We start from the raw sequence: 13,112 nt of genomic DNA on the forward strand, positions 1-13,112 counted from the left end.
GAGAGCCATGATTCCCGGAGAGATCCTGTTCGCCGAGGGGACCGTCGCCTTCAACGAAGGTCGTGAGGTCACCCGGCTGACCGTCCTCAACGCCGCCGACCGGCCCGTCCAGGTCGGCTCCCACTACCACTTCGCCGAGGCCAACCCCGGTCTGGACTTCGATCGTGGCGCCGCGCGCGGCAAGCGGCTCAATGTCGCCGCCGGCACCGCCGTGCGCTTCGAGCCCGGAATCCCCGTCGACGTCGAACTCGTTCCGCTCGCCGGCGCCCGTGTCGTGCCCGGCCTGCGCGGTGAGACCGGAGGTCCCCTCGATGCCTGAGCTCTCGCGCGCCGCGTACGCCGACCTGTTCGGCCCCACCACCGGCGACCGTATCCGGCTCGCCGACACCGACCTGCTGATCGAGATCGAGGAGGACCGTTCCGGCGGCCCCGGGCTCGCCGGTGACGAGGCCGTCTTCGGCGGTGGCAAGGTCATCCGTGAATCCATGGGCCAGGCGCGCGCTACGCGCGCAGACGGCACTCCGGACACGGTCATCACGGGTGTCGTGATCGTCGACCACTGGGGCATCGTCAAGGCCGACGTCGGGATCCGCGACGGCCGGATCACCGGCATCGGCAAGGCGGGCAACCCGGACACCATGGACGGGGTCCACCCCGACCTCGTGATCGGTCCGGAGACCGAGATCATCGCGGGCAACGGACGGATCGTCACCGCGGGCGCCATCGACGCGCACGTCCATCTGATCTGTCCGCAGATCGCCGACGAGGCGCTCGCCTCCGGCATCACGACGCTGGTCGGCGGCGGCACCGGCCCCGCCGAGGGCTCCAAGGCGACGACGGTCACCCCCGGCCCCTGGCATCTGGCCCGGATGCTGGAGGCGATGGAGGGGTACCCGCTCAACTTCGGTCTGCTGGGCAAGGGCAATACCGTCTCGCACGACGCGATGCTCTCCCAGATCCGCGGCGGGGCGCTCGGCCTGAAGCTGCACGAGGACTGGGGCTCCACGCCCGCCGTCATCGACGCGGCGCTGACCGTCGCCGACCGCACCGGCATCCAGATCGCCATCCACACGGACACCCTGAACGAGGCGGGGTTCGTCGGCGACACGCTCGCCGCGATCGGCGGACGCGGCATCCACGCGTACCACACCGAGGGTGCGGGCGGCGGGCACGCGCCGGACATCATGACCGTGGTGTCCGAGCCGCACGTGCTGCCCAGTTCCACCAACCCGACCCGGCCCTACACCGTCAACACCGCCGAGGAACACCTCGACATGCTGATGGTCTGCCACCACCTCAACGCGGCCGTCCCGGAGGACCTGGCCTTCGCCGAGTCGCGTATTCGGCCCTCGACCATAGGAGCCGAGGACATCCTGCACGACCTCGGCGCGATCTCGATCATCTCGTCGGACTCGCAGGCGATGGGCCGGGTCGGCGAGGTCATCATGCGGACCTGGCAGACGGCCCATGTGATGAAGCGGCGGCGGGGAGCCCTCGCCGGCGACGGGCACGCGGACAACCACCGTGTACGTCGCTATGTCGCCAAGTACACGATCAACCCGGCGCTCGCGCAGGGCCTCGCCCGCGAGATCGGCTCCGTCGAGACCGGCAAGCTCGCCGACCTGGTGCTGTGGGAGCCCGCGTTCTTCGGGGTCAAGCCGCAGCTCGTCATCAAGGGCGGGCAGATCGCGTACGCGCAGATGGGCGACGCCAACGCCTCCATCCCGACGCCGCAGCCGATTCTGCCCCGGCCGATGTTCGGGGCGATCGGACGGGCACCCGCCTCGAACTCGTTCAACTTCGTGGCGCCGCTCGCGATCGAGGACGGGCTGCCGGAGCGGCTCTCGCTGGGCAAGCGGTTCGTGGCGATCGAGTCGACGCGCGGAGTGACCAAGGCCGACATGCGGGAGAACGACGCCCGGCCGCGCGTACGGATCGATCCCGACAGCTTCGCCGTGCACATCGACGGGGAACTGGTCGAGGCGACTCCGGCCGCCGAACTGCCCATGGCCCAGCGTTACTTCCTCTTCTGATGTCGCGCGCGGCACTACTCGTCCTGGCCGACGGCCGCTTCCCCGCCGGAGGGCACGCCCACTCCGGCGGGGCCGAGGCGGCCGTCAAGGCCGGGCGGATCAGCGGGGCGGCGAGCCTGGAGGACTTCTGCCGGGGGCGGTTGCACACGACGGGGCTGGTGTCGGCCGCCGTCGCGGCGGCGGCCGCGCTCGGGGTCGATCCGGTGCTGCTGGACTCGGCCGCGGACGCGCGTACGCCGTCGCCCGCCCTGCGGGTCGCCTCGCGGCGGCTGGGGAGGCAGTTGATGCGGGCGGTTCGGGCGGCCTGGCCCTCCGGGGAACTCGACGCGCTGGCGCGGGCGTTTCCCAAGGGGGCGCACCAGCCGGTCGTGCTGGGGCTGGCGGCGCGGGGGGCCGGGCTCGGGCCCGAGGACGCCGCGTACTGCTCCGCGTACGAGAGTGTCAGTGGGCCGGCGACCGCGACGGTGCGGTTGCTGAGCCTGGACCCGTTCGATGCCACGGCGGCGCTCGCCCGGCTGGCGCCGGAGCTGGACGTCGTGGCGCGGGCGGCGGCCGATGCGGCTCGGAGCGTTGCCGAGGGTGGGGTCGATGCGCTGCCTGCGGCTTCCGCTCCGCTGCTGGAGATCAGTGCGGAGGCGCATGCCGCTTGGCCTGTCCGTCTGTTCGCGTCCTGACGGGGATGGCACCCCCGCCGCCCCCACCCAGCCCCGTCCCCCGCGGGAGCCGCGCTGTGGATCCCCGCATCCCGAGGGGCTACCGGCCCCCGGACCCCCGCGCGGGGCAGCAACCCCGCAACCCCAACCCGCCCGAAGGGCCCGGCCCCGGCCGGGGCCGAAGTACCTCGGGCCCGATCGACAACAGGAGCCGGCAGCATGCATCTCGACCACACCCACACCCACGACGGCCCTTCCGCCGTCGGTGCCGATGCCCGTCGCCCGGACGGCTCCCGGCGGGCCCTGCGGGTCGGGCTCGGCGGCCCCGTCGGGTCCGGGAAGACCGCGACCGTCGCGGCGCTGTGCCGGGCGCTGCGGGACGAGTTGTCCCTCGCTGTCGTCACGAACGACATCTACACCCGTGAGGACGCCGAGTTCCTGCTGCGCGAGGCCGTGCTGCCGCCGGAGCGGATCACCGCCGTCGAGACGGGGGCCTGCCCGCACACCGCGATCCGGGACGACATCTCCGCGAACCTCGAAGCGGTGGAGGACCTGGAGGACGAGGTCGGGCCGTTGGATCTGATTCTCGTCGAGTCGGGGGGCGACAATCTGACCGCGACCTTCTCCAAGGGGCTCGTGGACGCGCAGATCTTCGTGATCGACGTGGCGGGTGGCGACGACATTCCCCGCAAGGGCGGCCCCGGTGTCACCACCGCCGATCTGCTCGTCGTCAACAAGACCGACCTCGCGCCGTACGTGGGCTCCGATCTGGGCCGGATGGCCACCGACGCCAAGGCACAGCGCGCCGAGCTGCCCGTCGTGTTCCAGTCGCTGCGGACCGAGGCCGGCGTCGCGGCCGTCGCCGGCTGGGTGCGGGAACGGCTCGTCGCGTGGACGGTATGAGCACAGCGGGAGTGCGGGCCACCGCACGGATCGGCGCACGGGCCGACGGGCGGGGCGGTACCGCGCTGCCCGTGCTGGAGGGCGCGGGACCGCTCGCCCTGCGCCGCACCCGCGCCCGTGGCGACGAGGCGCGGGTCATGGTCGTCGGCGCGATGAGCGGCCCGCTCGGCGGTGACCGCTTCGCCGTGGAGGCGGAGGTCGCCGAAGGGGCCCGGCTGCACGTCGGGTCGGCCGCCGCCACCATCGCCCTGCCGGGGCAGGCCAAGGGCGAGGCGCGCTACGACGTACGCCTGGACGTCGCCGACGGAGGTGAACTGCGCTGGCTGCCCGAGCAGTTGATCTCGGCCCAGGGCAGTGACCTGTATGTGTCCTCGCGCGTCGAGCTCCGGGGCGGCGCTCGGCTCGTCTTCCGGGAGGAACAGGTACTCGGGCGCGTCGGTGAGCAACCCGGGCGGCTCACCAGCCGTCTTGCCCTGCGGCTCGACGGACGGCCGCTGCTGGACCAGGAGTTGTCCTGCGGTCCCGGTGCGCCGGGCGGCTGGGACGGGCCCGCCGTCCTCGGGGGACATCGCGCACTGGGACAACTCCTCGTCGTACGACCGGAGTTCGCACGCGAGCTGCCCGAGGCGCGGATGCTGGGAGAGCACGCCGCCCTCGCCCCGCTCGCCGGCCCCGCGGTTCTGGTGAGCGCGCTGGCGCCGGACGCGCTGCGGCTGCGGCGGGTGTTGGACGAGGCCCTGCGCCTGCTCGGCTGAGAGCTACTCTCCGCTCACCGGGACGTCACACTCCGCTTATCGGAATAGTAAAGAAGCCCAACTCCCTCTGTTCTCAGGGACCTCACAGCCGAAAGGATCCCCGTACCAATCGCAACGATGTACGGGGAGGTCCCACTTGAGGGCTAAGAGACCGATGAGACGCGTCACCGCGTTCGGTTCGGCCGGAGCGCTCGTCACGGCGACCCTGATAGCCGGAGCCGTCGCGGCGCCGTCGGCCACCGCCGACTCGCGCCACGGTCAGGACCGCGAGGCCCACGGTGCGGCGATCGCCGCGGCCCGGTCCGCGAAGAGCGGGATCGACTGGCAGGACTGCCCCGCGGACTGGGGATTCGAGAAGCCGATCCAGTGCGGCTGGGTGTCCGTTCCGCTCGACTACGCCCACCCGAACGGCAAGCAGATCAAGCTCGCCGTCGACCGTATCGGGAACACGGGTACCCCGCAGGAGCGTCAGGGCGCGCTCGTCTACAACCCGGGCGGCCCCGGTGGGTCGGGCATGCGCTTCCCGCGCCGCGTGACCACCAAGAGCCCCCTGTGGGTGAACACTTCGAAGGCGTACGACTTCGTGGGCTTCGACCCGCGCGGTGTCGGCCACTCGGCGCCCATCTCCTGCATCGACCCGCAGGAGTTCGTGAAGGCGCCCAAGCTGGACCCGGTCCCGGGCTCCGAGGCCGACAAGCGCGCCCAGCGCAAGCTGGCCGCCGAGTACGCGGACGGCTGCGCCGAGCGCAGCGGCAAGGCCGTGCTGGCGCAGATGACCACGCCCAACACCGCCCGCGACCTCGATGTCATCCGGGCCGCGCTCGGCGAGAAGAAGCTCAACTACCTGGGCGTCTCGTACGGCACCTACCTCGGTGCCGTCTACGGCACGCTGTTCCCGGGCCACGTCCGCCGCATGGTCGTCGACAGTGTCGTCAACCCGGCCAAGGACAACATCTGGTACCAGGCCAACCTGGAACAGGACATCGCCTTCGAGGGCCGCTGGAAGGACTGGGAGGACTGGGTCGCCAAGAACGACGCCGCCTTCCACCTCGGCGACACCCGCGCCAAGGTCCAGGACCAGTGGCTGAAGCTGCGCGCCACCGCCAAGAAGAGCCCGCTCGGTGGGGTCGTCGGCCCCGCCGAACTGATCTCCTTCTTCCAGAGCGCCCCGTACTACGACTCGTCGTGGGTGCCGGTCGCCACGGTGTTCAGCAAGTACGTCGCCGGTGACACCCAGGCGCTCGTCGACGCCGCCTCCCCCGATCTGTCCGACACCGCGGGCAACATCGCCTCGGAGAACGGCAACGCCGTCTACACGGCGGTCGAGTGCACGGACGCCAAGTGGCCCACCAGCTGGTCGAAGTGGGACAAGGACAACACGAAGCTGCACAAGAGCTACCCGTTCATGACGTGGGCCAACGCGTGGCTGAACCTGCCCTGCGCCACCTGGCCGGTCAAGCAGCAGACACCGGTGAACGTCAAGACCGGCAAGGGTCTGCCGGCCGTCCTCATCGTGCAGTCCACGCGTGACGCCGCCACCCCGTACCCCGGCGCCGTCGAACTGCACAAGCGCTTCAAGGGCTCCCGTCTCATCGTCGAGAAGGACGCGGGCTCGCACGGTGTGACCGGCCTGGTCAACCCGTGCATCAACACCCGGGTGGACACCTACCTGCTCACCGGCAGGACGGACGCCGCCGACGTGACGTGCACCCCGCACGCCACGCCCGCACCGTAGATCCGATCCACGAGGAGGGGCGGCCGGGTTTCCGGCCGCCCCTCGCTCCGTTTCCGGCCCGGCTCGGTCAACTCAGCGGCATGCGCGGGAACTTACGGGCGTTCGCGGTGCGCTCGGCGGCCTCCTCGGCCTTGACCGCGGCCGCGTACCGGTCGACGTACTCCTGCTCGGAGAGGCTGAGGATGGCGTACATGATCTCGTCGGTGATGGCGCGCAGGATGGCCTTCTCGTCCTCCATCCCGGCGTAGCGGGAGAAGTCGAGGGGCTTGCCGAAGCGGATCGTCACGGGGTGGACGTTCGGGATCTTCTGGCCAGGCGGCTGCGCCTCGAAGGTGCCGATCATCGCGCAGGGGATGACCGGGACCCGGGCCTTCAGGGCCATGACCGCGACGCCGACCTTGCCCTTGTAGAGGCGGCCGTCGTGCGAGCGGGTGCCCTCCGGGTAGATGCCGAGCAGTTCGTTCCTGCGCAGGACGCCCAGACCCTCGCGGATGGCGGCCTGGCCCGCGTCCTTGCCGGAGCGGTCCACCGGGATCTGCCCGGCACTGCGGAAGAACGCCGCCGTCAGCCGGCCCTTGATACCGGGGCCCGTGAAGTACTCGGCCTTGGCGAGGAAGGTGATCCGCCGTTTGAGGATCGCGGGCATCAGGAAGTGGTCCGCGAACGACAGATGGTTGCCGGCCACGATGGCGGGGCCCGACGACGGTACGTAGTCAAGGCCCTCGATCCGAGGCCGGAACACCAGCCTCAACAGCGGACCCAGAACCACGTATTTGAGCACGTAGTAGAACACGGTTTCTCTCCAACCTCTACCGGATCGGCTCGGAGGCCGCGTTCCGCCAGGTCACGGCGCGCATCTGGCAAGTCTGCCGATCTGCGTGTCTGTTCGATTCTCGTCGCGTCTGATCGGACTCATACTGACTCCTCGCCGACGTACGTGACAGCCTTCCGGATGCTGATTCTGTGGTGTGGCGCTCCTGCGCGCCGTGGTGGTCGATCGTAGCCCGATCAGCGGGGCGAAACCCTTGATCGTGGGCCTCGTGGGCCTCGTGGGCCTCACCGGGATCGGGCGGGCCGCATGCGAAACGCCGGACCGGCCGACAGGCCCCGGAGGAGGCCCGCCGGTCCGTCCGGCGTCGGTGAGCGGACGCTCAGCCCTGGGCCGCTCCCGCGGCGGCCGTTTTCTCGGCCTCGGCCCGGGTCGGTGCGCCGAGCGCCCAGAAGATCACGCCCGTGACGATGAAGACGGCCAGCGGCACCGCCTCCGTCAGCAGATAGGTCCAGCGCTCGCCATAGCTCCAGCCGTCCGGCCGGAAGTCCGAGCTGAACCAGTCGAAGGGCGCGCCCGGGACCAGTAGTTGCACCGACGCGAACAGGATGAGCAGCGTCAGCACGATCGTGATCGGCCAGGCGGCGGGCGCCCGGTAGGCGCGCTCCACCTGCGGGTACTTGCGGCGGAGCACCGGCAGCGCCGGGAAGATGCCGAGGTAGCTGATGAGCGTCGTGGAGACGGCGAGCCCGAGCACGGCGCCGAAGAGCTTGCCCGCGTCACCACCGGTGAGCTGATGGGCGAGGACCAGCACGCCGGTGGAGAGCACCCCGCTGAGCAGGTTGACCCGGACCGGCGTGCCGAACCGCTCGGAGATCACGCCCAGGCCGCGGGGCGCGGCGCCGTCGTACCCGGAGACCGCCAGCGCACGGTCCGAGCCCATGATCCAGGTGACGCCCGAGGAGAGCACGGTCAGGATGAACATCACCGCGGCCAGATCGCCCAGCACGGTCCCGGCCCCGCTGAGGGTGACCGTGCCGTCGGAGGCGACGTGGCCGCCGTAGACGGTGAACACCTGCCGGATGGCGTCGAGGAAGCCGCCGAGACCGGTGATGGCCTTGACCGGGAGGACCAGCAGGATGCCGAGAATCGGCAGGCCGTACAGCAGCACGCCGAGTCCGGCGGCGCGGAAGATTCCGTACGGGACGTCCTTCTGCGCGTCGGTCATCTCGTCGCCCGCGGTGTTGGGCAATTCGAAGCCGACGTAGTTGAACATCAGGACCGGGACCAGACCGACGAAGCCGGCATACGTCGGGGAGAAGTCGCCGAGGCCGAAACCGTGCAGGCCGTGCTTGAAGGCGTAGATGACCACGGTGAGCGTGAACAGGCCGAGCAGCACGAAACGGGACCATGCCCCGGCGGTGGGGATCCACTTGCCGACATCGAAGGAGAGGATCGCCGCGAGCACGCCCACCCAGATGAATATCAGGGTGAAGACATAGAAGGCGGGGGTGCTCAGATCCTTCCCGTCATTGAAGAAGGTGGTGAACGCGGCGACCGCCGAGACGGAGAGAGTGCCGCCGAGCCAGACCGGATTGGTCACCCAGTAGAGGAAGTTGTTGACCGCGCCGGCCAGCCGTCCGAAGGCCCGGCTGGTCCAGATGTACGGGCCGCCCTCCTCGGCGAAGGCCGTGCCCAGCTCCGCGGTGAGCAGCGCCGACGGCACGAAGAAGATGACCGCCAGCACGAGCAGCCAGGTGAACGCCTCCGCTCCGGAGGCGGCCACCGTGCCGATGGTGTCGAGGCCGACGAGGGTGCAGACCAGGAAGAACAGGATGTCGAAGCGGCCGAAGTGTTTGCGGAGTTTGTTCCGCTCGGACTCCGCTGCGAGAGTGGTGGTGTCCACCTCGATTTTGGACAGACCAGCGGACACCCGGGCCTCCTGCTGATAAGCGGCGATATGTTCGGCACATGGTGTATCGGTGTTCCGAGGGGCGACAAGGGTTGAATCCCATTCTTGACCAAATCCCAAGTTCGGCACACCGCCGGAAACACCGTCGAAATGCGCTCGCCACGTTGCGGGGAAATCCGGTGACAGTACGAAGCGACCGCCCGAATCGGTCGATGCGGATGCCGTCCCGGCGGAATTCCGCGGAGGCCGGCGCCGATGGAGCCGAAGGGGCCGCCGTCCCGGTGGGCGGCGGCCCCGATTCTCTCGACCGGCGTGTCCCCGCCGGTCTCGTCGTCCGGCGTGTCCCCGCCGGCCCGTCCGGTGTCAGACCCCCTGGGCCAGCACCTTCTCCAGGGCGCCCAGCGCGGAGTGGAGCTCCTCGCCGGTGATGGTCAGCGGCGGGGCCAGCCGGATGGTCGACCCATGGGTGTCCTTGACCAGGACCCCCTCGCGCATCAGACTCTCGCTGATCTCGCGGCCGGTGCCGATGGCCGGGTCGATGTCGACGCCCGCCCACAGCCCGCGCGAGCGGAAGCCCTCGACGCCCCGGCCCACGAGCGCCGTCAGACCGTCCCGCAGGACCACGCCCAGCTCGGCCGCCCTGCGCTGGTATTCACCGGTCTCCAGCAGTCCGACGACCGCCGAGCCGACCGCCGCGGCGAGCGGGTTGCCGCCGAACGTGGAGCCGTGCTCGCCGGGCCGCAGCACTTCGAGCACGTCACGGCGTGCGACCACCGCGGAGACGGGGACGATGCCACCGCCGAGGGCTTTGCCCAGCAGCAGCATGTCCGGGACGACGTCCTCGTGGTCGACCGCGAGAGTGGTACCCGTGCGCCCCAGCCCCGACTGGATCTCGTCCGCGATGAACAGACAGCCGTGGCGACGGGTCAGTTCGCGTACGCCGGTCAGATAGCCGTCGTCCGGGATGACCACGCCCGCCTCGCCCTGGATGGGCTCGATCAGCACGGCCGCGGTCGTCTCGTCGACGGCCGCTTCGAGTGCGGCCAGGTCGTTGTACGGGACGACACGGAAACCCGGCGTGAAGGGGCCGAAACCGGCCCGGGCCGTCTCGTCCGTGGAGAAGCTGACGATCGTGGTCGTACGGCCGTGGAAGTTGTCGGCGGCCACGACGATCGTCGCCTGGTCGGGGGCGACGCCCTTCACGTCGTACGCCCACTTGCGGGCCACCTTGACGGCGCTCTCCACCGCCTCCGCGCCGGTGTTCATCGGCAGGACCATGTCCAGGCCGGTCAGCTCGGCCAGCGACTCGGCGAATTCGGCCAGGCGGTCGTTGTGGAAGGCGCGCGAGGTGAGGGTCAGCCGGTCCAGCTGGCGGTGTGCCGCCTCGATCAGCACCGGGTTGCGGTGGCCGAAGTTGAGAGCCGAGTAGCCCGCCAGCATGTCGAGGTAGCGACGCCCCTCGACGTCCTCGACCCAGGTGCCCTCGGCACGGGCGACGACCACGGGCAGGGGGTGGTAGTTGTGGGCGAGCACCGGCCCCTCGGCGCGGATCAGCTCGGCGGACGTGCGCGTACCGGCGCCCGAGGCGGAGGGCGTGCCGGCGTCGGAGTCGGAGGAGGGACGCGGACGGGCGGGAGCGGTCATGAGCGGATCTCCTGGGTGCAGCACTTGATGCCGCCGCCGGCCTTCTGGAACTCCGAGAGGTCGACGGGGACGGGGACGTAACCGTGGCCGGCGAGCCGGTCGGCGAGCGCCTCGGCGCGCGGCGCGATGAAGACGTGGCGGCCGTCGGAGACGGAGTTGAGGCCGAACGCGAGCGCGTCCGCACTGGTTGCGAGCACCGCGTCCGGGAACAGACGTTCGAGGACCTCGCGGCTGCCGGGCGAGAACGCCGCCGGGTAGTACGCGATGTTCGCCTCGGGCCCGTCGTCGAGGACGAAGAGCGCCGTGTCCAGGTGGTAGAAGCGCGGGTCCACCAGCTGGAGGGTGATCACCGGAACGCCGAAGAACTCCTGCACCTCGCGGTGCGCCTCGGGTGTCGTACGGAATCCGGTGCCGGCCAGTACGTACCGGCCCGCCGGGACGAGGTCGCCCTCGCCCTCGCAGATGGATTCGGGCCGGTACACATCGAAACCGGCCGCCTTGAACCAGGTCTCGTACGCGGTGGACTCGGGGCGGCGCTCGGGCGCGTGGAAGTACGAGCCGAAGACCCGGCCCGCCAGGACGAGCGCGGAGTTCGCCGCGAACACCATGTCGGGGAGACCCGCCACCGGCTCCACGGTGTTCACGGTGTGACCGTGGGCACGATAGGCGCTGATCAGCGCCTTCCACTGGCCATGGGCGAGATCGACGTCCACTTGGGCGTCGGGGTGCATCCAGGGGTTGATCGCGTACTGCACGGCGAAGTGTCTGGGTTCACAGACGAGAAAGCGCCGAGCTCGCGGCACACGGCTGTCGGGCACAGAGAGGTTCCTCCGCTTCCTGCGGTGTCGACTGGGGGTGTCTCAAAGGTAGGAAACGGGGGATACGGGCGACAAGCGACGAGAGCTGCGCATGTGCGCAGCATCGCTGCGCAATCACCGTGGTCAGCGCACGGTTGATGCGTCCGCCGGGGCGGGATGGGTCGCGCCGGCCTCCGGGGCCTCCGGCAGCAGATGGGACAGCACCATGTAGCTGATCGTCTTCCGGATGAAGGGCTCGGCGCGGATCCGCTCCAGGACCTCCTCGAAGTGCTCCACATCCGTGGCACGCACATGCAGCAGCGCGTCCGCGCCGCCCGTCACCGTCATGGCCGCGGTGATCTCCGGATGGTTGCGGACCACCTCGGCGAGCCGCCGGGGCGGCGCCGCACCCTCGCAGTACACCTCGACATACGCCTCCGTACGCCAGCCGAGCGCCGTCGGTTTCACCGTGGCCGTGAACCCGGTGATCACCCCGGTCTCGCGGAGCCGGTCGACGCGGCGCTTGACCGCGGTGGCCGACAGCCCGATCGCCGTGCCGATCTCGGCGAAGCTCGTCCGGGCATTGGCCATCAGCGCTGTGATGATCTTGCGGTCGAGCTCGTCGAACATCGCGGACTTGCTGTTCATGGCGGCACTGTATCCAGCGACAACGTCCACGCAACCAGCGACAATGCCCGCGCGTCCAGCGACAACGCGCATGTTCCGTGCGCGTTCGGCGCATGTCCAGGCGTACGAATCGCTCTTACACTCCACTCTCATGCTGCGCGCGCTCGCCGTCGACGACGAACAACCGTCCCTTGAGGAACTCCTCTACCTCCTGAACATCGATCCCCGGATCTCCAGTGCCGAGGGCGCGAGCGACGCGACCGAGGCACTGCGCCGGATCAACCGGGCCCTGGAGTCCGGACCCGACGGGCCCGAGGCGATCGACGTCGTCTTCCTCGACATCCACATGCCCGGCCTCGACGGCCTCGACCTGGCCCGGCTGCTCACCGGATTCGCCAAGCCGCCGCTCGTCGTGTTCGTCACCGCCCACGAGGGCTTCGCCGTCCAGGCCTTCGACCTCAAGGCCGTCGACTACGTACTGAAGCCGGTACGGCGGGAACGGCTCGCCGAGGCCGTCCGGCGCGCCGCCCAACTCAGGGACACCGCACCCCGGATACCCGTCCACGAGCCCGACCCGGACCACATATCCGTCGAACTCGGCGGTGTGACCCGCTTCGTGGCCGTCGAGGACATCACCCATGCCGAGGCGCACGGCGACTACGCGCGTCTGCACACCGCCCAGGGCAGCCACCTCGTCCGCATCCCGCTCTCCACCCTGGAGGAACGCTGGCGCTCCCGCGGCTTCGTCCGTATCCACCGGCGCCATCTCGTCGCCCTGCGCCACATCGGCGAACTCCGCCTGGACGCGGGCACGGTGAGCGTCCTCGTCGACGCCGTCGAACTCCAGGTGAGCCGTCGGCACGCCCGCGAACTGCGCGATCTGCTGATGCGCCGGACCACGAGCTGAGGGGGGAACCGCCGTGCCGCAGGATCCGACCGAACGCCGCGTGGTCGTCACCGGAGCGCCCCGGCGCACCCGCAGGACCTCGGGCTACTACCGGCCCAGGACCGAGATCGACGAACAGACCACCCTCGGCCACACCTACGTCCGCTCCCTGATGCGCAGTCAACTCCGGGCCGCGCTCACGGTGTTCGCCGTCCTGGTGCTGCTCGTCGGGCCGCTTCCCCTGGTCTTCGCCGCGATGCCGGACGGCGCGAGCCTGGAGTGGGCCGTGCTCGGCTTCTGCGTCTACCCGCCGCTGGTGCTGCTCGCCCGCTGGTACGTGCGGCGCGCGGAGCGCAACGAACGGGACTTCGTGCGCCTGGTCGAGGACCGCTGAGCCA

13 protein-coding genes are annotated in these 13,112 nt (G+C 70.4%); 8 read left to right on the plus strand and 5 right to left on the minus strand.

What is annotated here, in order from left to right; all coding sequences use genetic code 11:
* Positions 1 to 7: 7 nt before the first annotated feature.
* From RV986_RS44430 to RV986_RS44455, 6 genes are all read left to right on the plus strand, one after another.
* Positions 8 to 319: an urease subunit beta gene (locus RV986_RS44430; protein ID WP_475922779.1), complete on the plus strand. Its 312-nt coding sequence runs from the start codon at positions 8 to 10 to the stop codon at positions 317 to 319.
* The gene (locus RV986_RS44435) at positions 312 to 2,033 is read left to right on the plus strand and encodes an urease subunit alpha (protein WP_475922780.1); all 1,722 of its coding nucleotides are present in this window, start codon (positions 312 to 314) and stop codon (positions 2,031 to 2,033) included. Before RV986_RS44430 ends, RV986_RS44435 begins: the two co-directional genes overlap by 8 nt.
* Complete coding sequence (locus RV986_RS44440) at positions 2,033 to 2,707, plus strand: urease accessory protein UreF (RefSeq protein ID WP_475922781.1); 675 nt, start codon at positions 2,033 to 2,035, stop codon at positions 2,705 to 2,707. Before RV986_RS44435 ends, RV986_RS44440 begins: the two co-directional genes overlap by 1 nt.
* 198 nt (positions 2,708 to 2,905) lie before the next feature.
* Positions 2,906 to 3,589, plus strand: coding sequence for an urease accessory protein UreG (gene ureG, locus RV986_RS44445; protein WP_475922782.1), 684 nt, complete (start codon positions 2,906 to 2,908; stop codon positions 3,587 to 3,589).
* The gene (locus RV986_RS44450; protein WP_475922783.1) at positions 3,586 to 4,344 is read left to right on the plus strand and encodes an urease accessory protein UreD; all 759 of its coding nucleotides are present in this window, start codon (positions 3,586 to 3,588) and stop codon (positions 4,342 to 4,344) included. Before ureG ends, RV986_RS44450 begins: the two co-directional genes overlap by 4 nt.
* Positions 4,345 to 4,498: 154 nt before the next feature.
* On the plus strand, positions 4,499 to 6,079 hold the full coding sequence (locus RV986_RS44455; RefSeq protein ID WP_475922784.1) for an alpha/beta hydrolase: 1,581 nt from the start codon (positions 4,499 to 4,501) through the stop codon (positions 6,077 to 6,079).
* A 67-nt stretch (positions 6,080 to 6,146) separates the two neighbouring features.
* Here RV986_RS44455 and RV986_RS44460 read toward each other — a convergent pair whose 3' ends face one another.
* The 5 genes from RV986_RS44460 to RV986_RS44480 form a co-directional block, all read right to left on the minus strand.
* On the minus strand, positions 6,147 to 6,872 hold the full coding sequence (locus RV986_RS44460; protein WP_475922785.1) for a lysophospholipid acyltransferase family protein: 726 nt from the start codon (positions 6,870 to 6,872) through the stop codon (positions 6,147 to 6,149).
* Positions 6,873 to 7,230: 358 nt separating this feature from the next.
* Positions 7,231 to 8,781, minus strand: a complete 1,551-nt coding sequence (locus RV986_RS44465) for an APC family permease (RefSeq protein ID WP_475922786.1) — start codon at positions 8,779 to 8,781, stop codon at positions 7,231 to 7,233.
* A 342-nt stretch (positions 8,782 to 9,123) separates the two neighbouring features.
* Complete coding sequence (gene rocD, locus RV986_RS44470; RefSeq protein ID WP_475922787.1) at positions 9,124 to 10,404, minus strand: ornithine--oxo-acid transaminase; 1,281 nt, start codon at positions 10,402 to 10,404, stop codon at positions 9,124 to 9,126.
* Complete coding sequence (ddaH, locus tag RV986_RS44475; protein ID WP_475922788.1) at positions 10,401 to 11,222, minus strand: dimethylargininase; 822 nt, start codon at positions 11,220 to 11,222, stop codon at positions 10,401 to 10,403. Before ddaH ends, rocD begins: the two co-directional genes overlap by 4 nt.
* A gap of 123 nt (positions 11,223 to 11,345) precedes the next feature.
* Positions 11,346 to 11,849, minus strand: coding sequence for an Lrp/AsnC family transcriptional regulator (locus RV986_RS44480; protein WP_475922789.1), 504 nt, complete (start codon positions 11,847 to 11,849; stop codon positions 11,346 to 11,348).
* Positions 11,850 to 11,979: 130 nt separating this feature from the next.
* Here RV986_RS44480 and RV986_RS44485 point away from each other — a divergent pair, with 130 nt between their 5' ends.
* Positions 11,980 to 12,735, plus strand: coding sequence for a LytR/AlgR family response regulator transcription factor (locus RV986_RS44485; protein ID WP_475922790.1), 756 nt, complete (start codon positions 11,980 to 11,982; stop codon positions 12,733 to 12,735).
* Positions 12,736 to 12,748: 13 nt separating this feature from the next.
* Positions 12,749 to 13,108 (plus strand): hypothetical protein, encoded by a 360-nt coding sequence (locus RV986_RS44490; protein ID WP_475922791.1) that lies wholly within the window; start codon positions 12,749 to 12,751, stop codon positions 13,106 to 13,108.
* The last annotated feature ends 4 nt before the right edge of the window (positions 13,109 to 13,112 follow it).

This window comes from Streptomyces sp. RLA012, from assembly GCF_056270325.1.

Coding starts and splice junctions, on each gene's coding strand:
- ureG (WP_475922782.1), top strand. CDS start 2,906: ATGCATCTCGACCACACCCACACCCACGACGGCCCTTCCGCCGTCGGT.
- RV986_RS44480 (WP_475922789.1), bottom strand. CDS start 11,849: ATGAACAGCAAGTCCGCGATGTTCGACGAGCTCGACCGCAAGATCATC.
- RV986_RS44435 (WP_475922780.1), top strand. CDS start 312: ATGCCTGAGCTCTCGCGCGCCGCGTACGCCGACCTGTTCGGCCCCACC.
- RV986_RS44455 (WP_475922784.1), top strand. CDS start 4,499: ATGAGACGCGTCACCGCGTTCGGTTCGGCCGGAGCGCTCGTCACGGCG.
- rocD (WP_475922787.1), bottom strand. CDS start 10,404: ATGACCGCTCCCGCCCGTCCGCGTCCCTCCTCCGACTCCGACGCCGGC.
- RV986_RS44440 (WP_475922781.1), top strand. CDS start 2,033: ATGTCGCGCGCGGCACTACTCGTCCTGGCCGACGGCCGCTTCCCCGCC.
- RV986_RS44450 (WP_475922783.1), top strand. CDS start 3,586: ATGAGCACAGCGGGAGTGCGGGCCACCGCACGGATCGGCGCACGGGCC.
- RV986_RS44430 (WP_475922779.1), top strand. CDS start 8: ATGATTCCCGGAGAGATCCTGTTCGCCGAGGGGACCGTCGCCTTCAAC.
- RV986_RS44485 (WP_475922790.1), top strand. CDS start 11,980: ATGCTGCGCGCGCTCGCCGTCGACGACGAACAACCGTCCCTTGAGGAA.